The sequence below is a fragment of the Micromonospora sp. D93 genome (assembly GCF_018070365.1).
Lineage (GTDB): Bacteria > Actinomycetota > Actinomycetes > Mycobacteriales > Micromonosporaceae > Micromonospora > Micromonospora ureilytica.
Window position 1 is genome coordinate 74,944 of sequence record NZ_JAGPXW010000028.1, and the last position, 25,740, is coordinate 100,683.

At 70.5% G+C, this 25,740-nt stretch carries 18 protein-coding genes; 10 read left to right on the forward strand and 8 right to left on the reverse strand.

Annotated elements, in window-relative coordinates; all coding sequences use genetic code 11:
• Positions 1–303 precede the first annotated feature (303 nt).
• Positions 304–1,026 carry a hypothetical protein gene (locus KBX71_RS26135; protein WP_210820472.1) on the reverse strand — a complete coding sequence of 241 codons (723 nt, stop codon included), beginning with the start codon at positions 1,024–1,026 and terminating at the stop codon, positions 304–306.
• 65 nt (positions 1,027–1,091) lie between these two features.
• Entirely contained in the window at positions 1,092–1,280 is a 189-nt protein-coding gene (locus tag KBX71_RS26140) for a hypothetical protein (protein ID WP_196930465.1), read from the reverse strand.
• Positions 1,281–1,299: 19 nt separating this feature from the next.
• Between KBX71_RS26140 and KBX71_RS26145 the strand changes: the two genes are divergently transcribed.
• The 5 genes from KBX71_RS26145 to pulA all read left to right on the forward strand — a co-directional run bounded on the left by KBX71_RS26145 (position 1,300) and on the right by pulA (position 9,722).
• Entirely contained in the window at positions 1,300–2,106 is an 807-nt protein-coding gene (locus KBX71_RS26145) for a hypothetical protein (RefSeq protein ID WP_210820473.1), read from the forward strand.
• Between the two features lie 37 nt (positions 2,107–2,143).
• Entirely contained in the window at positions 2,144–2,533 is a 390-nt protein-coding gene (locus KBX71_RS26150; RefSeq protein WP_124821962.1) for a hypothetical protein, read from the forward strand.
• A 98-nt stretch (positions 2,534–2,631) separates the two neighbouring features.
• Complete coding sequence (locus tag KBX71_RS26155; RefSeq protein ID WP_210820474.1) at positions 2,632–3,321, forward strand: hypothetical protein; 690 nt, start codon at positions 2,632–2,634, stop codon at positions 3,319–3,321.
• A 111-nt stretch (positions 3,322–3,432) separates the two neighbouring features.
• Positions 3,433–4,116, forward strand: coding sequence for a cellulose binding domain-containing protein (locus KBX71_RS26160; RefSeq protein WP_210820475.1), 684 nt, complete (start codon positions 3,433–3,435; stop codon positions 4,114–4,116).
• 110 nt (positions 4,117–4,226) lie between these two features.
• The gene (gene pulA, locus KBX71_RS26165; protein ID WP_210820476.1) at positions 4,227–9,722 is read left to right on the forward strand and encodes a pullulanase-type alpha-1,6-glucosidase; all 5,496 of its coding nucleotides are present in this window, start codon (positions 4,227–4,229) and stop codon (positions 9,720–9,722) included.
• Positions 9,723–9,774: 52 nt separating this feature from the next.
• Here the strand turns inward: pulA and KBX71_RS26170 are convergent, their stop codons facing one another.
• The 3 genes from KBX71_RS26170 to KBX71_RS26180 all read right to left on the reverse strand — a co-directional run bounded on the left by KBX71_RS26170 (position 9,775) and on the right by KBX71_RS26180 (position 15,370).
• On the reverse strand, positions 9,775–11,421 hold the full coding sequence (locus KBX71_RS26170; protein ID WP_210820477.1) for a hypothetical protein: 1,647 nt from the start codon (positions 11,419–11,421) through the stop codon (positions 9,775–9,777).
• Between the two features lie 294 nt (positions 11,422–11,715).
• Positions 11,716–13,563: a right-handed parallel beta-helix repeat-containing protein gene (locus KBX71_RS26175; protein ID WP_210820478.1), complete on the reverse strand. Its 1,848-nt coding sequence runs from the start codon at positions 13,561–13,563 to the stop codon at positions 11,716–11,718.
• A 325-nt stretch (positions 13,564–13,888) separates the two neighbouring features.
• Positions 13,889–15,370, reverse strand: coding sequence for an aminopeptidase P family protein (locus tag KBX71_RS26180; protein ID WP_210820479.1), 1,482 nt, complete (start codon positions 15,368–15,370; stop codon positions 13,889–13,891).
• 132 nt (positions 15,371–15,502) lie between these two features.
• On the opposite strand from KBX71_RS26180, the gene asnB reads away from it, so the two are divergent.
• Positions 15,503–17,464: an asparagine synthase (glutamine-hydrolyzing) gene (gene asnB, locus KBX71_RS26185; protein WP_088951893.1), complete on the forward strand. Its 1,962-nt coding sequence runs from the start codon at positions 15,503–15,505 to the stop codon at positions 17,462–17,464.
• A gap of 114 nt (positions 17,465–17,578) precedes the next feature.
• Here asnB and KBX71_RS26190 read toward each other — a convergent pair whose 3' ends face one another.
• Positions 17,579–18,673: a lytic polysaccharide monooxygenase gene (locus tag KBX71_RS26190; protein ID WP_210820488.1), complete on the reverse strand. Its 1,095-nt coding sequence runs from the start codon at positions 18,671–18,673 to the stop codon at positions 17,579–17,581.
• A 367-nt stretch (positions 18,674–19,040) separates the two neighbouring features.
• Between KBX71_RS26190 and KBX71_RS26195 the strand changes: the two genes are divergently transcribed.
• The 3 genes from KBX71_RS26195 (at position 19,041) to KBX71_RS26205 (ending at position 23,305) form a co-directional block, all read left to right on the forward strand.
• Positions 19,041–20,234 carry an XdhC family protein gene (locus KBX71_RS26195; RefSeq protein ID WP_307847320.1) on the forward strand — a complete coding sequence of 398 codons (1,194 nt, stop codon included), beginning with the start codon at positions 19,041–19,043 and terminating at the stop codon, positions 20,232–20,234.
• Positions 20,235–20,348: 114 nt separating this feature from the next.
• Positions 20,349–21,284, forward strand: coding sequence for a carbohydrate kinase (locus tag KBX71_RS26200; protein WP_210820481.1), 936 nt, complete (start codon positions 20,349–20,351; stop codon positions 21,282–21,284).
• 194 nt (positions 21,285–21,478) lie between these two features.
• A complete protein-coding gene (locus KBX71_RS26205) occupies positions 21,479–23,305 on the forward strand; it encodes an alpha-galactosidase (RefSeq protein ID WP_210820482.1) in 1,827 nt (608 codons plus the stop codon).
• Positions 23,306–23,326: 21 nt separating this feature from the next.
• Here the strand turns inward: KBX71_RS26205 and KBX71_RS26210 are convergent, their stop codons facing one another.
• A complete protein-coding gene (locus tag KBX71_RS26210) occupies positions 23,327–24,157 on the reverse strand; it encodes an MBL fold metallo-hydrolase (RefSeq protein WP_210820483.1) in 831 nt (276 codons plus the stop codon).
• Positions 24,154–24,558 (reverse strand): thioesterase family protein, encoded by a 405-nt coding sequence (locus tag KBX71_RS26215; protein ID WP_124820573.1) that lies wholly within the window; start codon positions 24,556–24,558, stop codon positions 24,154–24,156. The genes KBX71_RS26210 and KBX71_RS26215 overlap by 4 nt, the downstream gene beginning before the upstream one ends.
• Before the next feature lie 127 nt (positions 24,559–24,685).
• Between KBX71_RS26215 and KBX71_RS26220 the strand changes: the two genes are divergently transcribed.
• On the forward strand, positions 24,686–25,740 hold a 1,055-nt coding region (locus KBX71_RS26220), incomplete at its 3' end, for a phosphatase PAP2 family protein (RefSeq protein WP_247684134.1).

Here is a 25,740-nt window from a genome sequence, read left to right on the forward strand (position 1 = left end):
TGACTGCCTGATCGACTCGGGTTCACGGAAATCGCGGGGTCCGGGTGCCGGAGATCCCCCGACTGCATGAAAACCGAGTGGACCATGCCCATCTGGGCCGTTCGCGCGCCCCGCCCCGCCCCGCCTGGCCCGGCCCGGTGGCAGAAGATCTCACCGGCGGCCCGACCCGGGGATCGGGCTCGGCCCCCGCCCAACACGCACCACACCACCCAAGATCGTGCTCGATCCCGGAAGGAGGCCCCTCGTCACGATGAGGAGGCCACTACAACAAGGATCCGGCGCGATCATGCGGGGCCGGAACGGTCAGGTTGCGTCGAGCAGCTCCAGGACCGCGTCGCGGGCGGCCAGCACGGCTGCCTCGGACTGCGGGCCGGGGTTGAGGATGTCGAAGGAGTGCTGACCGTCCGGCACCTCGATCACCCGCATCGGCCAGCCCTGCGCGGTTGCCGCGGGGAGGAACGCGTCGATGCCGGCCAGGACCGGTGGGATGTCCTGGCCGGCGCGGGTCAGCACCAGCGGCACGCCCGTGCCGGCGCTGAGCGCTTCGACCGGCAGGAACCGAGCGTCGACCTCCCAGCCGGGGAACGGGATGAGCAGCGGGTACGTCAGTGCGATCCCGCGTAGCCATGGCGGCGGGACACGGAGCCAGTCGGCCGCGAAGAGGCCGCCGCCGGAGAAGAACCACAGCACCACCCGCTCGGGGTCGACCCGTGGATCGGCGCGGACCTGCTCGATCATCGCGGCGATGTCGTCGGCTGCGGCGGGCAGTGCCGACAGCTCGGACACCTGGTAGCTGACCAGCGCGGTGACCACGCCGCTCCCGGCGAGCAGTGCGCCGTAGCCGCGGTAGAGCAGCCAGTCGCGGGGATCGGGCGCGTCGGGTGGCAGTGGAGCGCCGTGCACCACCACGACAGCGGGCGCGGGGCCGCTGTGGGTGGGCAGGTGCAGGTCGACGTCGCCGTGTCGTTCGATCGGCGCGGGCGGGGTGGACAGGACGAAGGGCCGTTGTGCGACGGGCGTCGTCATGGCCTCATCATATCGATCTTCAACCTGCCCGGCTGCCCCGACCAAGATCTACAGGGGACTGTCGGTCAGGCCGGGTCGCCGGGCTTCGCGGTCTCGCCTGCCTGGGCGTGCCGTTCCAGTAGCCGCTGCCGGATCTCCTCCGGGGTGTACGCGCGCCGACGCCGTTCGGCCCGCGCGATGACCACGCCGGAGGCCGCGACGCCGGCGAGCCCGGCCAGCCCGAGAACCTTCCACCACCGCATTCGTTGCCGCATCGGCCTAGGCTAGACCCTCATGAGCATCAGCCTGGATGAGGCCGTCGAGTTGACCCGCACCGGTGACGTGTGGGTTTTCCGGGGTCGTAGCGTGCCGGACCGGGCGATCCAGTTCACCACCAACAGCCCGGTGAACCACGTCGGGATGGCTGTGGTGTTGGACGACATGCCGCCGCTGATGTGGCACGCGGAGTTGGGCAGGTCGTTGCCGGACCTGTGGTCGGGCACCCACCATCGCGGCGTCCAGCTGCACGACCTGCGGGACGCGGTCTGCGTCTGGGCCAACCGCTACGGCCAACGGGCCTGGCTGCGGCAGCTCGACCCGCCTGCCGACGGGGAGATGGAGCAGGCGGTGCTGCGGACGATCGCGCGGTTGGACGGTACGCCGTTCCCGTCGACCGCGCAGTTGGCGTGGCGCTGGGTGCGTGGTCGGGTGCCGGCACTGCCGCGCCCCGGCCGGCTTCCCGCGCTGCCGCAGCTCGGTCGGCTGTCGGCGCTGGCGCGCCCCGGCCACCCGACACCTCGACCGACCCCAGCCGACCGCGCCGGCCAGACCGACCGCGCCAACCCGGCCGACCAGGCTGACCGCGCCAACCCCTCCGGCTCGGTCAGCTCGGCCCGATCGGCGAGGGAGCGGGACCGGGCACTGGAGACGGCGTACTGCGCCGAGGTGGTGGCGGTGACCTATGAGGCCATGGGGTTGCTGCCGGCTGGCCGGCGTCCGAACTGGTATGACCCGGGGCGGTTCTGGAGTGGGGACGACCTTGGACTGGGCGCCGACGCCCGGTTGGGTTCGGAGATCGAGGTGCGGGTGCCGCTGCGCTGAGGTTTGACCTGGGCGGTCACCGGCAATTGCTGTGACCGTGAACGCCTCCACGGATCTTGACACGTTGGCCGACTTCTTCGACCGGTACGGCGTGGCGTTGACCTCCGGCGATCTGCCGGCCATCGCCGGCTGTTACGCCCTGCCGGGGTTGGTGGTGGCCGACACCTACAGCTTCTCGTTCACGACCCCGGCGGCGGTGGCGTTGTCCTTCGTGGGCGCCGCACCCGACTACCAGAGCCGGGAGTTGGTCGCGGCCCACGCCCGGATCGAGGACGTGCAGCAGGTGTCCGCGCTGTTGACGATGGTGGCGGTGGAGTGGGAGTTCCTGGACAGTCGGGGGCAGGCGGTGCCGGGGGAGCGGTACCGCTACCTGCTGCGTATCTCGGATGATGGTCCACGGATCTGCACGGTCGTCCGGACGGGCTGACCGACCGGGGCCGGTCGGCCCGATCCGTACCCGCCCGGTTCCCGGTCCGTGCGGCGCTGGCTACGCTGTCGCGTCGGTGGGGGACGAGGGGAGACCTGATGGCGGTGCGGCCGGACGGTGCGGCAGGTTCGCGGGCGGCGCGGGTGTTGGCGTCGATGCCGTGGATCGTGGTGCTGCTCGGTGTGTGCGCGCTGGTGGTGCTCCTGGTGATTGCGCTGTTGTCGTTCCGGACCAGGGAGCGGGATGCCGCGCCGCAGGCCGCGCCTCCGGCGTTCCTGCCGACCGTGCCGGCCGCCGCGTCGGCCACCGGTGGGCCGACCCCGGGCGCTGTGGAGCGACGCTCGGTGTCGCCGCGACCGTCGCGCAGCAGTCGGACGCCGTCGCCGCGGGCCACCGTGACCGGCTCGCCGGTCTCGCCGGCTCCGGGGCGGACGAGCGCCCTGATGGCGCCGCCAGTTCCGGTGGACGACACGGTCAGCGCCGGATACCAGGTCGGTACGAACGGCTGGGACGGGGACGCGGCGGTTCTGTCGATCGCCAACAAGTCGAGTCGGTCGGTGGACTGGCAGGTGGAGTTGACTCTCGACGACGACACGTGGGCCCTGCGAGTTGTCGATGACTCGGGCGTCTCGGTGCGGGGGCGCGGGCACGGGGAGTTCGTGTTGCGCGGCACCCGTTCGCTGGGACCGGGCGACTCTCGGACGCTGCGGCTGCGCGTCGGCTGGGGCGAGTCGGCGCAGCGACCCCTGAAGTGCACGATCAACGGGGTCGACTGCCGGATCGGCTGAGCTGGCGCCGGGTCGGTGGTACGGCGGGGGTTGCGCCGTCAAGGCTTTCCGGCTCGGGCCGCCGATCGCTAGGCTGCGCGGACGGTCCGCTGAAGGAGGTACATGTCCGGCATGCGCCGTTCTCCGCGCCCGCCGCACGGTCCGGTCGCGATCGCATCGTCGCCCTGGATCGTGGTGGGCGCCGGTGTCGTCGTGATGGTGGTCCTGGTCTTTGTGGCCATGGGCGCATACCGGGGACGTAGCCCCGCACCGGACGGCGCGCGGCCGCCGGCGCTGCCGGTGCCGTCGGCGGTGGTGGCGCCGAGCGTGCCCACGTCGGTGCCGTCTCCGGTGCCGGTGCTGCCGGGGCTGTCCGGGCGTGCGAGCGGACTGCCGCCGAGCGCCACGGCCCTGTCGGGATCACCCTCGGCCGGGCCGACGGTCGGTGCGACCGGGAGGCCGACGGCGGCGCGGTCGCCGAGCCGGGCGGCGCAGGGGCAGCCGGCGATGAGCGGGCGGTACCGGGTGGTGCAGAGCTTCGACGGCGGTTTCATCGGCGAGGTGGCGATGGTCAACGCGTCGGCCCGGAGCCGTGGTTGGACTGTGCGGTTGGAGTTCTCCGGTGGGCGGCTGGTGACCGCCTGGGTGGAGGGTGTTCCACAGGGGACGATCAACCAGTCCGACGACGGCTTCACGTACGTCAGCGGGGTTGAGGTGTCGCCCGGCGGTTCGGTGTCGTTGCGGTTCCACATGGAGCGGGCGTCCAGCACGCCACGTGAGTGCACTGTGGACGGGGTGCGCTGCGGGGGGTTCTGAGCGGCGCTCCCGCAAGGATGCTGCTTTGTTGCGACCATGTTTGCAAGACATTGCAGAATGTTTCGGCAAGGGTTAGCGTGCGGCCAATCAGCGACCAGAGGAAGGCGTCGATGAAACCCACGCCGATACCGCGCAGCGCCCTGCTGGCCCTTGCCTCCCTGCTCACCGCCACGCTCGTCGGCGCTCCGGTCGCCGTGCATCCCGCCGCCGCGGGCCCTCCGCCGTCCGACCGCGCTCCACTCCCGATCGGCGGCGCGATTCAGTGGCGTGACGAACCCACCGCCGAGGCGCTGCTGAAGGCCGGCGGCAACTCCGCCCGAGCCGAGCAGTTCTACTTCGTCCTGCCGGACCGGTTCGCCAACGGCGACCCCCGCAACGACCGGGGCGGCCTCACCGGTGACCGGCTGCGGACCGGCCTCGACCCGACCGACAAGGGCTTCTACCACGGCGGTGACCTCAAGGGCGTCATCGACAAACTGGACTACATCCAGGGGATGGGCACCACGGCGATCTGGCTCGCCCCGATCTTCAAGAACCGGCCGGTGCAGGGTGCCGGCAACGACATCTCGGCCGGCTACCACGGCTACTGGATCACCGACTTCACCCAGGTGGACCCGCACTTCGGCACAATGGAAGAGATGAAGCGGCTGGTCAAGCTCGCCCACCAGCGTGGCATCAAGATCTACCTCGACGTGATCGTCAATCACACCGCCGACGTCATCAAGTACGCCGAAGACAAGTACGCGTACGTGGACAAGGCGACCTCGCCGTACACCGACGCGCAGGGCCGGGCGTTCGAGGACCGCAACTACGCCGACGGCAGTCGCGCGTTTCCGCCTGTCGACAAGGAGTCCTTCCCGTACACGCCGACGTTCGCGGAGCCGGGGGACGCGAGCGTCAAGGTCCCCGCCTGGCTGAACGACGCCACCATGTACCACAACCGAGGTGACTCCACCTTCGCGGGCGAGAACAGCGAGTACGGCGACTTCTTCGGCCTCGACGACCTGTGGACCGAGCGTCCCGAGGTGGTCCGAGGGCTGACCAGGGCGTACGGGGACTGGATCGGCGCGACAGGCGTAGACGGGTTCCGGTTGGACACCGTGAAGCACGTCAACATGGACTTCTGGCCGCAGTTCAGCCTGGGCATCGAGCGGGCCGCCGAGAAGGCCGGCAAGAAGGACTTCTTCATGTTCGGCGAGGTGTACAGCGCCGACCCGGAGATCAGCTCCAGCTACGTCCGGCAGGGTGGCCTGCCGGCCACCCTCGACTTCGCCTTCCAGGAGGCCGCGCGAGGCTTCACCGCCGGCGCCGGCTCCGCGAAGGCGCTCGCCGACGTGTACGCCCGCGACGACCTCTACACGGCCCGCGACACCGACGCGGGCCGGATGCCCACCTTCCTCGGCAACCACGACATGGGCCGGATCGGTTCGTTCATCGCGGGTGGTGGCAGCGACCCGGCCAGCCACCTGCGTCGCGACCAGCTCGCGCACCAGTTGATGTTCCTGACCCGTGGCCAGCCGGTGGTCTACTCCGGCGACGAACAGGGCTTCACCGGTCCGGGCGGGGACAAGGACGCCCGCCAGGACATGTTCGCGTCGACGGTTCCCGACTACCTCGACGACGACCTGCTCGGCACCGACCGCACCCACGCCAGTGACCAGTTCGACACGGCCCACCCGCTGTACCGGACCATCGCCGAACTGGGCCGGCTGCGCCAGGCGCACCCGGCGCTGCGCGACGGCGTGCAGGTCACCAGGTACGCGGCCGACGGGCCGGGCGTCTTCGCCGCCTCCCGGATCGACCCGGCCGACCGCACCGAGTACGTGGTGGCCGTGAACAACGCCGACACCGCGCAGACTGTCACAGTGGACACCTGGTCGGCCGGCGCCACCTTCACCAGCATCTACGGCGGCTCAGGCGGCGAACAAGCCGGCGACGACGGTGAGCTGACCCTCAGCGTGCCGCCGCTGTCGGCGGCGGTGTACCGGGCCGGCAAACCCATCGCGCCGCCGGCCGACAAGCCGACCATCACCATCACCAGCCCGGCTCCGGACGCGCCGGTCGCCACCCGGGCCGCGGTCACCGCCCGGGTGACAGGTGACCCACTGGCCACCGTCACCGTCGCGGCCCGGGTGGCCGGCGGCCGGTGGACGCTGCTGGGCAGCGCCGACCACGGCCCGTACACCGTGCAGCACGACCTGACCGGCCTGGCCGGCGGCACCCCTGTCGAGTACAAGGCGGTGGTCCGCGACGGCCGGGGCCGTACCGCCACCGCCCGGTCCGCAGCGGTCGTGGGCACCCCGGAGCAGGGCAGCTCCCGGGAGTGGGCGGTCGTGCACTACCAGCGCCCCGCCGGGGGGTACGACGACTGGGGGCTGTACGCCTGGGGGGACATCGACACGGCGTACGTCACCGAGTGGCCGCAGGGGCAGCCGTTCGCCGGGGAGGACTCCTACGGCCGGTTCGCCTGGGTGAAACTCAAGCCGGGCGCGACGTCGGTGAACTTCCTGGTTGTCGACAAGGCTGGTACGAAGGACGTCGCCCAGGACCGCAGCATCGACGTCACCCAGACCGGCGAGATCTGGCTCAAGCAGGGCGACCCGGCGATCTACCCGAGCAGGCAGGCGGCCACCGGCGAGCCGGACCCACCGGTCGAGGAGGGCACCGCCGTGCTCCACTATCGGCGGGCCGACGGCAACTACGACGGCTGGGGCCTGCACGTGTGGGACGGTGCGGCCAACCCGACCGAGTGGTCCGCGCCGCTGAAGCCCACCAGGACTGACGCGTTCGGGGCGGTGTTCCGGGTGCCGCTGGCGGCCGGCGCCACCGGCCTGAACTACATCATCCACCAGGGCGACACCAAGGACCTGCCCGACGACCAGCGGCTCGACGTCGCCAGCGCCGGCCGGGAGGTGTGGCTGCTCGCCGCCACACCGGGCCGCCTGCTGCCGTCGACGGCCACCACCGCCAGCGGGGACACCGACATCAGCAAGCAGAAGGCGCACTGGATCGACAGGTCCACAGTTGCGTGGCAGACACCCCCGACCGACGGCAGGACGTACGCGCTGGTCGCCGCGCCCGCCGGCGGGGTCGGCGTGGTCGACGGGGAGCTGACCGGGACGTACACCACGTTGCCGCTGCGGGCGCAGCGCAACGGGCTCACCGAGGCCCAACGCGACAGGTTCCCGCACCTGTGGTCGTACCGTAGCTTCGCCCTGGACCGGGCGGACCTGGCCAAGGTCCCGGCGGCGCTGCGGGGGCAGCTGCTGGTCACCGAGCGCGACGCCGAGGGTGCGCTGCTCGCCGCGACCGGCGTGCAGATCCCCGGCGTGCTCGACGACGTGTACTCCCGGGCGGCCGACGCCACCCTCGGGCCCACGTTCGTGGGCCGGACGCCGAGCCTCGCGCTGTGGGCGCCGACCGCCCGGAGCGTGCGCCTGCACCTGTTCGACTCGCCCACCGCCGCCCCGAAGGCGGTGCCGATGCGCCGCGACGACCGCACCGGCGTCTGGTCGGTGCGCGGTGACCACACCTGGACCGGGAAGCTCTACAGGTACGAGGTGCGGGCCTGGCAGCCGGCGGCGCAGAAGGTGGTCACCGCGTCGGTCACCGATCCGTACTCGGTGGCCCTCGCCGCGGACTCCACACACAGCCAGCTCGTCGACCTGAACGACGCGGCGCTTGCCCCGACGGGCTGGCGCACGCTGCGCAAACCGGCACCGGTGCCGCCCGCGAAGGCGCAGATCACCGAGCTGTCCGTTCGGGACTTCTCCATCGCCGACGACACCGTGCCGGCCGAGCGGCGGGGGACGTTCCTCGCGTTCACCGATCCGGGAACCGCCGGTATGACCCACCTGCGGGCGCTCGGCGACGCCGGGGTCACCCACCTGCACCTGTTACCGGCGTTCGACTTCGCGACGATCCCCGAGAAGCGGGCCGACCAGCGCCAGCCGGCCTGCGACCTGGCGGCGCTGCCGCCGGACTCGGCCGAGCAGCAGAAGTGCGTGGCGGCGGTCGCCGAAACCGACGGCTACAACTGGGGGTACGACCCGCTGCACTACACAGTGCCGGAGGGCGGCTACGCCGTCGATCCGGTCGGCGCGGCGCGGACCACCGAGTTCCGGCGGATGGTCGCCGGGGTGAACGACGCCGGGCTGCGGGTGGTCATGGACGTGGTCTACAACCACACGTCGGCGGCCGGCACCGACCCGAAGTCGGTGCTCGACCAGATCGTGCCCGGCTACTACCACCGGCTGCTGGAGGACGGCACTGTGGCCGACTCCACCTGCTGCGCCAACACCGCTCCCGAGCACGCCATGATGGGCAAGCTGGTGGTCGACTCGCTGGTCACCTGGGCGCGGCAGTACAAGGTGGACGGCTTCCGGTTCGACCTGATGGGTCACCACCCGAAGGCGAACATCCTGGCCGTCCGCGCGGCACTGGACCGGTTGACAGTCGCCCGCGACGGCGTGGACGGCCGGTCGATCCTGCTCTACGGCGAGGGCTGGAACTTCGGTGAGGTCGCCAACGACGCCCGTTTCGTCCAGGCCACCCAGGCCAACATGGCCGGCACCGGCATCGGCACCTTCAACGACCGGCTGCGCGACGCGGTGCGCGGCGGCGGCCCGTTCGACGCCAACCCGCGGGTGCAGGGTTTCGCCTCCGGGCTCTACACCGACCCGAACGGCGACGACGTCAACGGGTCACCGGCCGAGCAGAAGGCCCGACTGCTGCACGCCCACGACCTGATCAAGGTGGGGCTCACCGGCAACCTGCGCGGGTACCGGTTCACCGACACCACCGGGCGTGCGGTCACCGGGGCGCAGGTGGACTACAACGGCTCCCCGGCCGGCTACACCGCCGCGCCGGGGGAGGCCGTCACCTACGCCGACGCGCACGACAACGAGATCCTGTACGACGCGTTGGCGTACAAACTGCCGCAGGCCACCACGGCGGCCGACCGCTCCCGGATGCAGGTGCTGGCGCTGGGCACTGTGGTGCTGGGCCAGGGCACCGGATTCGTCACCGCCGGCACCGAACGGCTGCGGTCGAAGTCGCTGGACCGCAACTCGTACAACTCCGGTGACTGGTTCAACCAGATCCGCTGGGGCTGTGAACGGGGCAACGGGTTCGGCGCCGGTCTGCCGCCCGCGCCCGACAACGAGGACAAGTGGTCGTACGCGAAGCCACTGCTGGCCGACCCGGCGCTGGTGCCGGACTGCGCGGCGATCAACACCACCGACGCCCGGTACGCCGAGTTGCTGCGCATCCGGGCGTCGTCGCCGGTGTTCGGGCTGGCCACCGCCGAACAGGTGCAACAGCGGGTCGCGTTCCCGCTGTCCGGAGCGCAGGAGACGCCCGGGGTGCTGACCATGACCCTGGACGGCAGTGGGCTGGGCGGGCCGTGGAAGTCGCTGACCGTCGTCTTCAACGGCACCCCGTCGGCGGCCGAGCAGACGCTGACCGGACTGCGCGGAGTGGACGTGGCACTGCACCCGGTGCTTGTCGACTCGGCCGACCCGGCGCTGCGTACCGCCTCGTTCGACAGGGCGGCCGGCACGTTCACCGTACCGGCGCGCAGCGTGGCGGTCTTCGTCCAGCGATGACGTGAACCGGCCCCCTTCCGCGTCGCGCGGAAGGGGGCCGGTCCGTTGGTGATCAGGCGAAGCAGTTCTCGATGGTGCCGCCTGGGATGGCCAGGCAGTTGGTCGGACGGTTCGCGGTGATCGCGGACTTGTCGTCCACGTTCACGTCTCCGAAGAAGCTGAAGACACCGCCCGGCTCGAAGGTGGAGAAGTTGTGGGCGACCTTCGTCTTCGACAGGTTGACCTCGCCGAAGATGTTGAAGATGCCGCCGCCGACTCCGATCGGGCCCACGGCCCGGTTGCCGACAACCTCGCTGTCGCGCAGCGTGGTGACGCTGCCGGCGTTGAAGAGCCCGCCGCCGAAGAAGCCGGCGGTGTTGTCCTTGATGCTGCTCTTCTCGAACGTGGCCACGCTGTCGAAGGCGATGGCCACACCGCCACCGACACCGGCGGTGCTGTTCTTCTCGACAGTGACGTTGTGCAGGTTCAGCTGGCTGTCGGCGGCAGCGAGACCGCCACCGGCGAGAACCGCGGTGTTCGAGACGAACTTGGTCTCGTACGCCGTGGTGTTGCCCTCGATGTCGAGGTAGCCGCCACCGAAGCCGAGCGTCTCGTTGTCGGTGATCTCGGTCTTCTTCAGCTCGACCGTTCCGCCGTCGACGTCCTCGGTGAAGATCTCCGCGGCACCGTTGGAGATACCGCCACCACCGATGACGGCGGTGTTGTCCTTGATCTTCGACTCCTCGACCTTGAGCAGCCCGGCGTTGAAGACGCCACCGCCGAAGAAGAAGGCGGTGTTACGGGTGACGGTGCTGTGCCAGATCTTCGTGGTGCCGAAGTTGGCCACACCACCACCGTTGCCGCCCGACTGGTTCAGGACGACCTCGGACTCCAGGATCTCGGCGGTGCCACCCGGCTGGACCAGGATTCCGGCGCCGTCGTTCTCCTCCGGCTGCTCGACGAGCGGCGTGACGACGCCCGGCGTGGCCTTCGGGGTGACCTTCGGCGCGGCCTTCAGGCCCGCCTTCGGGTTGGCCTGCCGCGCGGTGAGCGCCTGGGCCAACGGGGTGCCCGCCTTCACCTGCGCGGCGAGCGCCTCGGAGTCCGAGTAGGCCGCCCAGACAGCGGCCGGCTCGACGCCGTTCTCCAGTTCGAGGGTCTGGCCGCCCTTGATGGTCAGGCCCTTGATGGTGAGGTGACCACCGGCGCCGACGTTGAGGATGCGGAAGTAGTCCGCCGTGGCTTCCCGAGAGATCGTGGTGTGCTCGCCCTTGAGCGTGATCCGCTCGGTGATGATCGGCAGGCCGTTGCCCTGGTAGTCGTTGCGGGTCAGGTTGTAGGTGCAGCCCTTGGCCAGCTCCAGCACACCGCCGTGCTTGTTGTTGGCGAACACGATCGCCTGAATCAGCTTGTCGGTGTCGCAGGGCACCTCCTTCCCACGCTCGTGGTCCTTGTCCTTGTCCTTGTCCTTGTCCCGGTCCTTGTTCTTGTCCTCGTCCTTGTCCCAGTCGCGCGCCTCGTCACCCCGCTGGTCACCGTCCTTGCTGACCTGCGCGGTGTTCCAGTTCAAGCCGACCGCACCGGCGCTGCCCGCGACGCCAACCGCCGCGAGACTGATCACGCCCGTCAAACCGGCCACGCCACTGGCGAGCCAGAGCTTGCGGCGGCTCTTGGCCGTCGCTCGCCCGGAGGCTTCGTTGTTCGTTAGGTAGTTGGACATCGGAGCTCTCTGCCCTCTCCTCGTACCAGACAGGGTCGCCGCCGTCAGACGGGTGTCCCCTGCTACAAATCGGTTGTAGCTCCCAAAACCACCGTATGAGAAGGTTCCTCGCCTCGCGGGCTTATCCGAGAGAAGCCCACATTCGGTTCATGTTGCCCACACCAGGGCCTGGACCGACACACGACCACCCAAGCCGGCCTGCACGCACCTGACCTGCCCAAATGGGTACGCCCCTCCGAGCCGCTCGCGGCTCGAAGGGGCGCACCCTCTATGTGGTTCAGCCACCCGTTCCGGTCAGAAGCACCCGGGAACGTTCAGGCAGTTGGTGGGGCGGTTGGCGGACACCACGGACTCGTCGTCCAGCCGGACGAAGCTGAAGAGGCCGTTGGAGATCCCGCCGGGCGGCAACGTGGCGAAGTTGTGCGTCACCTTCGTCCGGTGGAGGCTGATCTCGCCACCATCGGTGTTGTAGATGCCACCGCCGCTGCCGAACGGGCCGACGGCCCGGTTGCCCGTCACCTCGCTCTCGCGCAGCGTGGTGACGCTGTCCTCGTTGTAGAGGCCGGCACCGAAGAAGCCTGCGGTGTTGTCAGTGATCCTGCTGTTCTCGATCGTCGCGACGCTGTCGGAGGTCACGGCCACGCCGCCACCCACGCCAGCGGTGCTGTTCTTGACCACCGTGGCGTCCTTGAGGGTGAGCTGGCTGTCGGCCACCGCGATGCCACCACCGGCGAGGAGCGCGGTGTTGTCACTGACCGTCGTCTGGTGCAGCGTCGTGGTGCCCTCGACATCCAGGACGCCGCCGCCGAAGCCGAGCGTCTCGTTGTCGGTGATCTCGCTCTTGTAGACCCAGACCGAGCCGCCGTCGACGTCCTCGGTGAAGATGTCGGCAGCGCCGTTGGAGATGCCGCCGCCGCCGATGATCCCGGTGTTGTCCTTGATCTTCGACTCGTCGACCTGGAGTACGCCGGCGTTGAAGACGCCGCCGCCGAAGAAGAAGGCGGTGTTGTGCGCGACGGTCGTCTTGCTGAGCCTGGTGCTGCCAAAGTTGGCCAGCCCGCCACCGTTGCCGCCGGACTGGTTGTAGAGCAACTCGCTGTCCAGGATCTCCGCGCGACCACCGGGCTGCACCAGCACCCCGGCGCCGTCGGTGAAGCCAGGCTGCTCGACCAGCGGCACTACCGCCGTACCGGCACCCACCGGCTTCGCCGCCGCGGCTACCGGCTTGGCAGTGGTGGCCTTGGTTGCTGCCGTTGCGGGCTTGGCCGGCGCTGCTTTCGCAGCCGGCTTGGCGGCAGCCTTGGCTGGCGCTGCCTTGGCGGTGGCCTTGACAGGCGCTGCCTTCGCTGCCGGCTTTGCTGCCGCTGCCGCTGCCGGCTTGGCGCTGGGCGCGGCAGCGGTCGCCGACTTCGCGGCGGGCGGCTGGGCCACGGTCGAGCGGACCTGGGCCGAGTACGGCGCCCAGACCGTCGCCGGGTCGGCGGTCATCGGGGACTGAAGGGTCTGCCCACCCCTGATGCTCAGGCCCTTGAGAGTGAGGTGCCCGCCGGCGCCGACGTTGAGGATGCGGAAGTAGTCGGCAGTGGCCTCGCGGCCGATGGTGGTGTGCTCACCCTTGAGGGTGATGCGCTCGGTGATCACCGGCAGGCCGTTGCCGTCCTGGTTGCGAGTCAGGGTGTAGGTGCAGCCCCTGGCCAGCTCCAGCACGCCACCGTCCTCGTTGTTGGCGAACGTGATCGCCTGGATCAGCTTGTCGGAGTCGCACGGGACCTGCTTGGTACGGTCCTTCTCGTCGTCCTTGCCGTCCTTGCCGTCCTCGCGGTCCTTGTCATTCTTGCCGGACCGGTCGTCGAAGCCGCTCCAGTCGTCGCCGCTCCACTCGTCGTCCTGACCACCATCGTCCTTGGCGCCGCCCAGGTTCGCGCCGCCGTCATCGCTGACTTTCTGCCGGTCGGTCGACGGCTGCGCGTCGGACACCTGGTCGGACTTCGGCTTGTCGTCCCGAGCGGCGACGCCGCCGAGGGCCGCCAGGCCGACCACGCCGGTCAGCCCGGCCACGCCGGCGACCCAGAGCGCCCGCCTTCGCCGTGTCGGCGGAGCTGCCGAGGCCCCGCCGTCGGTACTCGTTACGTCGTTGGACATCAGAGCCTTCCGCCCTTTCCTGCTACCAGACGGGATCGCACCGCCCGAGGCGCCACGACCAGCTACAAATGGGTTGTAGCCTCTGATCCCCACCGTATGAGAACGATCTTCGCGATGCGGACGTATCCGAAATAACCACGCATTTGGCGCAGGTCAGGTGAAGGCGGCCAACCGGTCCGGGCAATAGAAAAGCCCCGAGCAGCACGAACACCGAACGTTGCACGACAGAAACCCCTGGTCGCCAGCCCTCAAGAAGGGGCGGGCGGCCAGGGGTGGGCGGGCCAGGGATCGGGGCTTGATCCGTCAGCCCCGGCAGAACACCGGGTCAGCCGGGCAGGCGGGGGCCGGCTTCGCGCTGCGCGGCCAGCCAGGTCTCCACCTCGTCGGAGGTGCGGGGCAGGCCGGCCGACAGGTTCACCGCGCCGGTAGCGGTGACCAGCACGTCGTCCTCGATCCGGATGCCCACACCGCGCAGCTCGGCGGGGACCAGTTCGTCCTCCGGCTGGAAGTACAGGCCGGGCTCGACGGTGAGTACGTAGCCTTCGCCCAGGGCGCCGTCGCGGTACGTCTCCTTGCGAGCGTTGGAGCAGTCGTGCACGTCGATGCCGAGCATGTGCCCGAAGCCGTGCAGCGTCCACCGCCGGTAGACCGTCGACTTCTCGTCCATCGCCTCGTCCACGCTCACCGGCAGCAGACCCAGCTCGGACAGGCCCTCGGCAAGCACCCGCATGCAGGTCAGGTGGACGTCCTTGAACTTCACACCGGGGCGGATGGCCTCGATGCCGGCCTGCTGCGAGGCGTACACGATGTCGTAGACCTGGCGCTGCAGCGCGGTGAACCGGCCGCTCACCGGCAGGACCCGGGTGACGTCGGCGGTGTAGAGGTTGTGGCCCTCGACACCCATGTCCATCAGCAGCAGGTCACCCGATCGGGTGGCGCCGTGGTTGTGCACCCAGTGCAGGATCGTGGCGTGTTCGCCGGCCCCGACGATCGAGCTGTACCCGACGTCGTTGCCGTCGTGGCGGGCCCGCAGCGCGAAGACGCCCTCCAGGAGCCGCTCGGAGACCGCCCGGTCGGCCGGCAGGATCCGGGCCACGTCCTCGAAGCCGCGTACTGTGGCGTCGATCGCGTCCTGGAGTTGGCCGATCTCCCACTCGTCCTTGACCAGCTTCATCTCCGAGATGGCGATCGCCAACTCCCGGTCCCGAGCGGGCTGGCCCTCGGCGCGCGGCCCGTCGTAGGGGCGGACGACCGCGTCCACCTGGGCGTCGAAACCGCGCAACACCCGGGTACGCCCCGGAGCCAGGTCGGCGAGCGTCGCCTCCAGGCCGGTCAGGTCGGCGGTGGGCAGGCCCAGCTCGGTCGACTTCTCGCCGAGGGTGTGCCGCCGGCCCACCCACAGCTCGCCGTTGCGGCTGCGGAAGAACTCGTCGGTCTCCCGGGAGGACCGGGGCCGCATGTACAGCATCGCGTCGTGCCCCGAGCCGTTCGGGCGCAGCACCAGCACGCTGTCGGCGTCGTGGTCGCCGGTCAGGTAGGCGAAGTCGCTGCCCGGCCGGAACGGGTAGTCGGTGTCGTTGGCCCGGACCTTCTCGGTGCCGGTGGGGATCACCAGCGTCTCGCCGGGGAAGGCCGCCGAGAGGGCGGCCCGTCGCTTGGCGTAGTTGGGCGTCTCCGGGCGGGGCGTCACGGGGAGCGCAGTGTCGCGCCAGCCCTGCCGCATGAAGGACAGGAACGCCTCCGGGAAGTCCGGATCGTGCGATTCCGTACCGTCCGTCGGCGTACCGTCGGTGCGTCCCTCGGTCATTGCGCCGCTCCCTTCGCTTCGTTGCTGGTCCCGACGGTACCGCGCGCCCGGTTGGCGGTAACGCCCCCTGGGAGTCGGGCGGATCGACGGACGGCTGCAAGGGCCGACAGGGCGCGTGGAAAGATGGCCACCATGTGCGGACTTCTGGCCTTCTTCAGCGCGAACGGCAACGCCGCCGCCCATCGCGACCACATCGCCGGAGCGTTGGAATGCCTGCACCACCGCGGCCCCGACGAGACCGGGGTCGAGGTGGTCGGCGACGCCTCCGGCCGGTACGCGGACGGCGTGTTCGCCCACAAGCGGCTGGCCATCATCGACGTCGCGTCGAGCCACGAGCCACTGCCCTACGCGAACGGCCGTTACCTGCTGACCTTCAACGGCGAGATCTACAACTACATCGAGCTGCGCGAGGAGTTGATCAGGAACTTCGGCGCCCAGTTCGCCACCGCCGGTGACGGTGAGGTGATCGTCGCCGGCTACCACTTCTGGGGTGAGCAGGTGCTCACCCGGCTGCGGGGCATGTTCGCCTTCGTCATCTGGGACCGGCAGGAGCGCCGGGCGTTCGGTGCCCGCGACTACTTCGGCATCAAGCCGATGCACTACCTGGAGACCGCCGACGGCCTCTACCTGGCCTCGGAGAAGAAGGCGCTGCTGCCGTTCGCGCACAGCAACTACCAGGGCGACGCGGGCGTCGACACGGCCAACCTGAGTCACTACCTGACCCTGCAGTACGTTCCCGAGCCCGGCACCCTGCACAAGGGCATCAGCCGGATCGGCTCGGGGGAGTACCTGAACTGGACGCCGGGCGGCCGGATCGACGTACGCCGGTGGTACCGGCCGGTGTTCCGGCCGGCGCCTGTCGACGACGAGCAGAAGCTCTACCACGAGATCCGCGAGACGCTGCGGGAGAGCGTGCGCATGCACATGCGCTCCGACGTGCCGGTCGGCTCGTTCCTGTCCAGTGGCATCGACTCCACAGCGGTGGTGGCGTTGGCGCGGGAGTTCAACCCGAACATCCTCACCTTCACCGTCGGTTACGACGTGCCGGGTTACTCGGAGATCGACGTCGCCCAGGAGTCGGCCCGGCACCTCGACGTCACGACGATCCCGACCAAGATCGGTCCGCAGGACATGATCGACGCGCTGCCGAAGATCGTCTGGCACCTGGACGACCCGGTGGCCGACCCGGCGCTGGTGCCGCTCTACTTCGTGGCCAAGAAGGCCGCCGAGCACGTCACCGTGGTGCTCTCCGGTGAGGGCGCTGACGAGTTCTTCGGCGGTTACACGATCTACCGGGAGCCGCTGTCGCTGGGCACCGTCAACGGCCTGCCCGGCGGTGTGCAGAAGGGGCTGCGCGCGGTCTCCAAGGCGATCCCGCAGGGGGTCAAGGGCAAGAGCTTCCTGGAGCGCGGCACCACCCCGATCGAGGAGCGTTACTACGGCAACGCCCGGATGTTCACCGAGGAGGAGAAGCAGCACCTGATGCGCCGCTACGACCCCTCGGTGCGCTACACGGACGTCACCGCCCCGATCTACGCCGAGTGCACGGAGCTCGACGACGTCACCAAGATGCAGTACGTCGACCTCTACACCTGGCTGCGCGGCGACATCCTGGTCAAGGCCGACCGGATCTCGATGTCGCACTCGCTGGAGGTGCGGGTGCCGTTCCTCGACCGTGAGGTCTTCGACGTCGCGGCGAAGATCCCGGTCGACCTGAAGCTGCCGCCGCGCTCCGACGCCACCAAGTACGCGATGCGTCAGGCGTTGCAGGGTGTCGTGCCGCCGGCCATCGTCAACCGCAAGAAGCTGGGCTTCCCGACCCCCACCCGGGTCTGGCTGCGCGGCGAGATGTACGAGTGGGCCCGGCACGTGCTCAGCACCTCGGGTGCGGGCGACCTGCTCGACCTGTCGTACGCGCTGCGGCTGCTCGACGAGCACAAGCGGGAGGAGGCCGACCACTCCCGCAAGGTGTGGACGGTGCTGATCTTCTGCATCTGGCACGCGATCTTCGTGGCCAAGACCCTCGACCCGGGTATCCAGCGCAACCAGTCCGCACTGCTCACCAAGCCGGTGGTCGGCTCCATGGTCCGCTGACCCTGCCCCAACCCTGTTGATCAAGAGGTTTGCGTCACCGGAGCGGTTCCGGATGACGCAAACCTCTTGATCATTTCACTGTGGTGTGGTGTGGTGTGGTGGTGGTGGTGGGGTTTAGCGGCGGGCGCAGGTGACCGTGGGGAGCCCGTTGGTTCCTGTGGAACTCGCCAGGAAGCCGAACGTCGTGGTGCCATTCGGTGCGACAGTGCCGTTGTAACCGACGTTCGTCGCCGTCACCGTCGAGCCGGACGACGACTGGGTGGCACCCCAGATCTGACTGATCGCCTGCCCGTTGGGCCAGGTCCAGCTCGCGGTCCAACCGGAGAACGGCGAACTGCCGTGGTTCATGATCGTGACCTCGCCCTGGAAGCCGCCCTGCCAGGTGCTGGACACCTTGTAGGTGGCCATGCAGTCACCGCCGGACGGCGGCGGGGTGGTCGTCGGCGGATCGGTCGGATCGGTCGGCGGATCGGTCGGGTCCGTCGGCGGGTCGGTCGGCGGGTCGGTCGGCGTACCGCCCGGACCCACGCCGGTGACCTGACCGCTGCCGCCGTCGAAGGTCACGTCGGAGCAGCCGAAGAAGTTCTCCTGCGAGTCCGAGCGGACCCAGCGGGAGTAGATGATGTGCCGGCCACTCTTGCCCGACGGCAGGTTGCCGCTGAAGTAGTAGTGGCCGTCGTTGCTGCCGACCGACCCGCGCTGCGGCGGGTTGGTCACCGTGAGGAACGGCTCCTCCAGGTCACTCCAGGCCAGGGCCCGGGTCGGGCTCCAGCTGTTCTTCGTCACGTAGAAGTAGAACGTGCCCGGGTGATGCGCCCAGTTGCTGTACTTGAAGTCCAACCTCGCCCCGGCGGTCAGGTGGGTCAACGGCCAGTCGGTACGCGGCAGGTCGTAGCCGCGGAAACCGGTTGCGCCGCCGCTGCACAGTTGCCCGTCCGGGATGAAGCCGGTGGTCCGGCCGCCAGCGTCGGAACGCAGCACGCTGAACCAGTTGTACAGCGAGTTCGCCCCGCTCTGCGCCACGGCGGCGGAACACGCGGGGTTGTTCGGCTTGATCTCACCGGTCTGGCTGCGGCCGTCCTGCCAGCACAGGTAGGTGCGGCTGCCTGGCGTCATCGCCGCGCCGTGCGCGGCGGCCGGCTGCGGATTGGCCGCCAGGGCGACAGCGCCAAGCGCGAGGGTCACGGCCGCAGTGAGCAATGTGGCCATACGGGAACGGTTCACGGGTTCTCCTGACTCGCGAGGGGCGCTGGCTGAGCCGCCCCGCCGCAATCGGGTGGGATGTGGCGTGATCGCCCCGCTGTCGTGAGCGGTGCGACGATCACGGCGACGTGCCCCGGCGGAAACAGCCAGTGGACGTGCGCCGTCGACGGTCCAGTCCTGGACCGGTGCCCTCGCGTCTAACCAACCCGGCAACCGGCGGCGCCGCAGCCCTCGCACCGCCCGGTAAGCGTCATCCCACCACGCCCCAGGGGCCGAACGCAATAGGTCTTCCTCGATGCACGAGAAGACCCGCCGGTCTTCGGTGAACGCCATATCCTGCGTACGGGGAGCGGGAACGGAGAGGCGGCAGCCGGTGCCGGACGTGTTCGACGAGGTGCACCGCCGCTGCCGCGACGGCGAGTCGGTCGCGCTGGCCACAGTCGTGGCGACCTGGCACTCCGCCCCGCAGCCGCCCGGCGCCGCCATGGTGGTCGCGACCGACGGCACGATCATCGGCAGCGTCTCCGGCGGCTGCGTCGAGGCGGATCTCTACGAACGGGCCCGTGGTGTGCTCGACACCGGCCAACCCGAGCTGCGCCGCTACGGGATCAGCGACGACGACGCGTACACAGTGGGCCTGACGTGCGGCGGTGTCCTCGACGTGTTCGTGGAGCGCGTCGACGCTAGCGCCCTGCCGGCACTGGACGCGGTCGCCGCCGCCCGCCGCGGCGGCCACCCGGCGGCAATCGTCACCTGCGTATCCGCCGACGCCAACGATCCACCCGCCGACGCCCGCGACCCAACCGCCGGCGCCGGTGTTCCGCCGGGTGCCGGGCCGAGCGACCCGGCTCGGCGGCTTGGCCGGCGGCTGGTGCTGAGCGGTGAGCGGTCCATCGGTTCGCTCGGCGACGACCGGCTCGACGACGCCGCCAGCGCCGACGCCCTCGGGCTGCTCGCCGCCGGGCGCAGCGGGATGCTCCGGTACGGGTACCACGGGCAGCGCCGGGGTGGCGGCCTCAGCCTCTTCGTGACCGTATACGCAACCCCACCCCGGATGATCGTCTTCGGGGCTATCGACTTCGCCGCCGCGGTGGCCCGGATCGGCGCGTTCCTCGGCTACCGGGTCACCGTCTGCGACGCCCGGCCGGTCTTCGCCACCGCGCGGCGCTTTCCCGAGGCGGACGAGGTGGTGGCGCAGTGGCCGCACCACTACCTGCGTACGGAGTTGGCGGCGGGTCGGCTCGACGAGCGGACGGTGGTGTGCGTGCTCACCCACGATCCGAAGTTCGACGTGCCGTTGCTGGAGCTGGCGCTGCGCCACCGGTTGGCGTTCGTCGGCGCGATGGGCTCACGGCGCACCCATGACGAGCGACACAAGCTGCTGAGCGAGGCGGGGCTCAGCCCGGACCAGCTCGCCCGGCTCGCCTCTCCGATCGGGTTGGACCTCGGTGGTCGTACCCCGGAGGAGACCGCCGTGAGTGTGGCCGCGCAGATCGTCGCGGCCCGGTGGGGTGGCACCGGCGGCCCCCTCGCGGCGCTCGACGGGCCGATCCACCGACCGGGGTAGCGCGCGCGGCCGTGCGTGGCCTTCGGCGTCCATCGGGCCGCGCGTTGTGCCAGCCTGGTGCCACGGCGACCGGCTCGGCGAGCAGCGGTCGGTGGCGACGACGAGAGGATCGGCATGGGATACGCGGTGGTGCTCGGCGAAGCGCTCGTCGACCTGCTCGACGGCGAGCTCGACGGGGAGCGGGTCTATCGGCAGGCCATCGGCGGCGGGCCGCTCAACGTCGCCGTCGGGGTGGCCCGACTCGGCGGCGCGGCGCAGTTCGTCGGCTCGCTCGGTGACGACGCGCTGGGCGGCCGGATCCGCGCGTTCCTCACCGCTGCCGACGTCGGGGTGGCCGGTGCGATCACGGCGCCGGCGCCGACCACGCTCGCGGTGGTCACGTACACCGGGCCGGAGCCGGACTTCCGTTTCTACGGCGAGCCGCCCTCCTACGGACTGCTCGGCCCCGACGATCTGGACCTGGCGCTGCTGGAGGGCGCCGACGTGCTCTACTGCGGCTCGATAGTGCTGCTCCAACCCGACACGCTGGCCGCCGCCCGACGTGCCTGGTCGCTCGCCGCCGGCCTGCGGGTCTTCGACCCGAACGTGCGCGCCCGGCTGCTGAACGGACCGGCCGCGCTGGAAGGGCTGCGCGAGGTGGTGGCCGAGTTCGCCGCCAGCGCCAACCTGGTCAAGCTGAGCGCCGCCGACGCGGTGCTGCTCTATCCCGGTGAGCCGGTCGAGGGGGTGGCGGCGTACCTGCGTGAGCTGGGGGCAGGCACTGTGGTGGTGACGATCGGCGCGGCCGGTGCGGTGCTGGCCGCCGCCGAGGCCGACCCGGTCCGGGTGCCGGCGCCCAAGGTCAACGCGATCGACGCCACCGGCGCGGGTGACTCGGTGATGGCGGCGTTGATCGCCGACCTGCTCCTCGACGGCGAGCCGGAGGACCCGACGGGCTGGGCCGACCGCGTGGCCTTCGCCCTGCGGGTGGCCGGCCTGGTCTGCGAATCCCCGGGCGGCGCCACGGCCATGCCCACCCGCGCCGCCGTGCAAAACCGCTTCAACACCTGAGCCGGCCGACCCGCCCCGCCCCGCCCCCCGGCGCCGATCTTGCACTTTCGGTCGTCGATTGGTCCACTTTGCTCATATTCGACCCCGCAGAAAGTGCAAGATCGCGGCAGGGGGGAGGGGTTGACCCCGAGGTTTTGTGAGCGTTAACATTGACGACGCACGATGGAAATGTGGGCGTTGTCGGGGAGGCTCTTGTGCGTGTGGCTCTGGTACCTCTGGCGTTTCGCCGCGTCGCGGCCCTGCTGGTGATGCTTCTCGTGGCTGCCGGGATGGTCGTCGCCGACCCGCCGGAGCGGGCGCTCGCGTGGGACAACGGGGTGGCCGACACGCCACCGATGGGGTGGAACAGCTACGACTCGTTCAACTGGAGCGTCACCGAGGCCGACGTCCGGGCCAACGCCGACTACATGGGCACGAACCTGCGGCAGTTCGGCTGGGAGTACGTGGTGATCGACTGGGCCTGGTACTACCCCGGTCGGCACAACAACAGCCCCAACCAGGACGGGAGCCTGCAACCCCGGCTCCGGATGGACGCCAACGGGCGGCTGCTGCCGGACACCACCCGGTTCCCGTCCGCCGCCGGTGACAACGGGTTCAAACCCCTCGCCGACTACGTCCACGGGCAGGGGCTGAAGTTCGGCGTCCACCTGATGCGTGGCATTCCCCGCCAGGCGGTCGCCGACAACGTCCCGATCCTCGGCACCACCTGCCGCGCCAACCAGATCAACAACACCACCACCGCGAACTGGCTCAACCTGATGTGGGGCCTGAACATGTCCAACCCCTGCGCGCAGACCTACCTGGACTCGATGTTCCAGCTGCTGGCCTCCTGGGGGGTCGACTACGTGAAGGTGGACGACATCGCCGCCCCGACGTACCGGCAGTCGGAGATCGAGGGATACCGACTGGCCATCCAGCGCAGCGGCCGTCCGATGGTGCTGAGCCTGTCACCCGGCCCGACCTCGGTGGCCAACGGCGCACACGTCCAGGCCAACGCGCACATGTGGCGGATCGTCAACGACCTGTGGGACAACTGGTCGTCCGTGGACGCGCTCTTCGACCAACTGCGCAACTGGACCCCGTACCGCACCACCGGCGCCTGGCCCGACGCCGACATGATCCCGATCGGCCGGCTCTCCAGGTACGGGCCGGTCGGGTCGCCGCGCTACTCCAACCTGACCTCCGACGAGCAGCGGACCCTGATGTCACTCTGGGCGATCAACCGGGCGCCGCTGATGTGGGGCGGCAACCTGGTCGAGAACCGCGCCGCGGAGCTGGCGTTGATGACCAACGCCGCCGTCATCGGGGTCAACCAGAACAGCGCGAACAACCGTCAGCTCTACGGCGGCAACCAGCAGGTGTGGACCGCCGACGTGCCGGGCAGCACCGATCGGTACGTCGCACTGTTCAACCGCACCAGCAGCGCGGCGCAGGTGTCGGTGAACCTCGCCGACCTCGGGATCGGGGCGGCGGCCGTGACCGACCTCTGGTCCGGCGCGGTCCTCGGCACGGTGACCGGCACCCTCACCCGGTCGCTCCCCGCCCACGGATCCGGGCTGTACCGGCTGGCCCCGGACACCACAGTGCCGGTGCCGACCACGTACACAGTCGCCGCGCGGCACAGCGGCAAGCTGCTGGACGTGTACAACAACGCCACCAGCGACGGCGCCGAGATGGTGCAGTGGGCCGCGAACGGTCAGCCCAACCAGCGCTGGCGGTTCCAGGACGCGGGTGGGGGTTACCAGACTGTGGTCAGCGTGCACAGCGGCAAGTGCCTCGACGTCAGCGGCGGCGCGAGCGCGACCGCCGACGGTGCCCGCGTGATCCAGTGGAGCTGCAACGGCGGCACCAACCAGCAGTGGCGCGTACAGGACCTCGGCACCGGGTACGTGCAGCTCGTCGCCCGGCACAGCGGCAAGTGCCTTGAGGTGCTCAACGCCGCCACCACCGATGGTGCCCGCCTCGCCCAGTGGACGTGTGGCACCGGCACCCACCAGCAGTGGCGGCGCACCCAGGCGTAGCCGCGCCGGTGGTGGGTGGGGCTAGAGGTCGCCGTTCAGTTGGTCGTAGGCGCGGTGGGCGGCGACCAGGGCGGGACGGGCGCCGAAGGGCGCCTCGGCGGCCACCCGCTCCGGCGGGGCGCTGCCGGTGTGCCCGGCCCGGATCAGCCAGGCCAGCTTCGCCAGCTCCGCGTGCTGGGCCCGGACGAAGTCGACGTCCACCGGGTCACCGTGGCCCGGGATGACCACCGTGCGCGCGGTGGTCAGCCGCAGCAGGTCCGCGACCGCGTCCGGCCACTGCAAGGGGTACGAGTCCTCGAAGGCGGGCGGGCCGCTCTGCTCCACCAGGTCCCCGGCGACCAACACGTCGGCGTCCGGCACGTGCACCACCAGGTCGGCCTCGGTGTGCCCCCGCCCGGGGTGGCGCAGCAGCACCCGTCGACCGCCCAGGTCGAGGACCGTTTCGACGTGCACGATGTGCGTCGGGGCGAGCAGCGGGGTGTCGGCCAGCTCGGCGGCGAGCGCCGGGTGCTCCGTGCGCAACTCCTCGTACGCCTCCCGGCGCAGCCGCTCCGGCTCCTCGCGCAGGGCGGCGGCGGCCAGCTCGTGCGCGTACACCGGACGGGGTGGGTCGCCGGCCAGGACGGCGTTGCCGAAGCAGTGGTCGTAGTGGTGGTGGGTGTTCACGAGCGTCAACGGACGGTCGGTGACCGCCCGGACGGCCGCGGCCAGCTCGGTGGCCTGGTCGGCCGACGAGAGAGTGTCCACCAGTAGCGCCTCGTCGTCGCCGACGACAAGTGTGACGTTGACCCGCAGCAGCGGCTCGGCCAGCACGTGCACCCGGTCGGCGACCTCGACGAAACCGGCGTTCACGACACCCGCCCGGCCCGCTCGACGAAGCGTCCCCGGTCGACCAGGATCCGGTCCACCCGGCCCCGGGCCACCGTCTGGTCGCCGTCGCTGACCGTGACCTCGAACGACAGCCGGCGACCGTCGACCGTCGCCAGCAGCGCCTGCGCGCGGACCGTCCGGCCGACCACTGTCGGCGCCAGGTGCTCCAACTCGACCCGGGTGCCCACTGTCGTCGAACCGGGCGGCATCCCGGTCGCCGTCGCCGCGACGGTGGCCGCCTCGGCCAGCGCCAGCACCCGGGGAGTGCCCAGCACCGGTACGTCCCCGGAACCGACCGCCTGAGCGGTGTCCGCGTCGGTGACCGTCAACTCGACCTGGGCGGTCAGACCCGGCGCGAAGGCCGGCTCGGGCTGCTCCTGCATGGTCGTCAGCCTAGGGGCTCGCTGGACGCGTCGAGCACCCGCCCGACGATCCGGGCGCACCCGGCCCCGACGGCCAACGGGTGGTCCCCGTCGGTCGATGCCGTCCCCGTCGTTAACCTTGACCCCGATGGCCGTCGTGACTGACCCCCAGCCCCCCGCCCGGACCGACCCGCCCGCGTCCCCGGACGGGGGTCGTCGGCGCATCGTCGCCATGACCGTCTGGGCGGTCGCCTTCGTCGGCGCGTGGCTGGGCATCGGGCTTCCCACCGATCCCGCGTACGCCTTCGTCTGGATCTGGCTCGCGACCATCGCCTGGAACAGCGAACGGCCCTGGCGCAGTCACCTGCGCTTCGCCCGGGACTGGGTGCCGGTGGTGCTGCTCTTCGTGGTGTACAACCTCTCGCGCGGGTTCGCCGACAACGGGGCCACGCCGCACGCCATGGAGCTGATCGTCGCCGACCGGTTCATGTTCGGCTGGGCCACCGGCGGTGAGGTGCCCACCGTCTGGTTGCAGCAGCACCTCTACCGCCCGCAGGTGCACTGGTGGGACGTCGCGGCGAGCTGGGTGTACTTCTCGCACTTCGTGGTGGCGCTGACCGCCGCCGCGGTGCTCTGGCTGCGCGACCGGCACCGCTGGGCCGCGTACATGCGGCGCTGGGGTTTCCTCTGCGCGGCCGGTCTGGTCACCTACTTCATCTACCCGGCCGCCCCGCCCTGGTGGGCGGCGCAGAACGGCCTGCTCACCGAGGTCGCCCGGATCTCCACCCGGGGTTGGAAGGCGTTCGGCATGCACGGCGCCGGCAACGTCCTCAACGCCGGCCAGATCGCCTCCAACCCGGTCGCCGCGATGCCGTCGCTGCACACCGCGTGGGCGCTGTTCGTGGTGCTGTTCTTCCTGACCGCGACCCGTCGTCGCTGGTGGCCACTGCTGCTCGCGTACCCGCTGGCGATGACCTTCACCCTGGTCTACTCCGGTGAGCACTACGTGATCGACGTGCTGGTCGGCTGGGCGTACGTGGGGCTGACCTTCCTGGTGGTCGGTCTGGCCGAGCGCGGCTGGGCGGCCTGGCGAGCCCGCCACCCGAGCGCCAAGTCGGCACAGGCCACGGGACTCCCACCGTCGCCCACCGACCCCCCGCCCGGCGAGCCCGAGCCCCCGTCACCACGGGAACCGGACACGAC

Excerpts from the sequence above, each read along its gene's own strand:
- KBX71_RS26175 (WP_210820478.1), bottom strand. The coding sequence starts at position 13,563 with ATGTCCAACGACGTAACGAGTACCGACGGCGGGGCCTCGGCAGCTCCG.
- KBX71_RS26215 (WP_124820573.1), bottom strand. The coding sequence starts at position 24,558 with ATGCAGGAGCAGCCCGAGCCGGCCTTCGCGCCGGGTCTGACCGCCCAG.
- asnB (WP_088951893.1), top strand. The coding sequence starts at position 15,503 with ATGTGCGGACTTCTGGCCTTCTTCAGCGCGAACGGCAACGCCGCCGCC.
- KBX71_RS26160 (WP_210820475.1), top strand. The coding sequence starts at position 3,433 with ATGCGCCGTTCTCCGCGCCCGCCGCACGGTCCGGTCGCGATCGCATCG.
- KBX71_RS26190 (WP_210820488.1), bottom strand. The coding sequence starts at position 18,673 with ATGGCCACATTGCTCACTGCGGCCGTGACCCTCGCGCTTGGCGCTGTC.
- KBX71_RS26200 (WP_210820481.1), top strand. The coding sequence starts at position 20,349 with ATGGGATACGCGGTGGTGCTCGGCGAAGCGCTCGTCGACCTGCTCGAC.
- KBX71_RS26155 (WP_210820474.1), top strand. The coding sequence starts at position 2,632 with ATGGCGGTGCGGCCGGACGGTGCGGCAGGTTCGCGGGCGGCGCGGGTG.
- KBX71_RS26140 (WP_196930465.1), bottom strand. The coding sequence starts at position 1,280 with ATGCGGCAACGAATGCGGTGGTGGAAGGTTCTCGGGCTGGCCGGGCTC.
- KBX71_RS26135 (WP_210820472.1), bottom strand. The coding sequence starts at position 1,026 with ATGACGACGCCCGTCGCACAACGGCCCTTCGTCCTGTCCACCCCGCCC.
- pulA (WP_210820476.1), top strand. The coding sequence starts at position 4,227 with ATGAAACCCACGCCGATACCGCGCAGCGCCCTGCTGGCCCTTGCCTCC.
- KBX71_RS26145 (WP_210820473.1), top strand. The coding sequence starts at position 1,300 with ATGAGCATCAGCCTGGATGAGGCCGTCGAGTTGACCCGCACCGGTGAC.
- KBX71_RS26170 (WP_210820477.1), bottom strand. The coding sequence starts at position 11,421 with ATGTCCAACTACCTAACGAACAACGAAGCCTCCGGGCGAGCGACGGCC.
- KBX71_RS26180 (WP_210820479.1), bottom strand. The coding sequence starts at position 15,370 with ATGACCGAGGGACGCACCGACGGTACGCCGACGGACGGTACGGAATCG.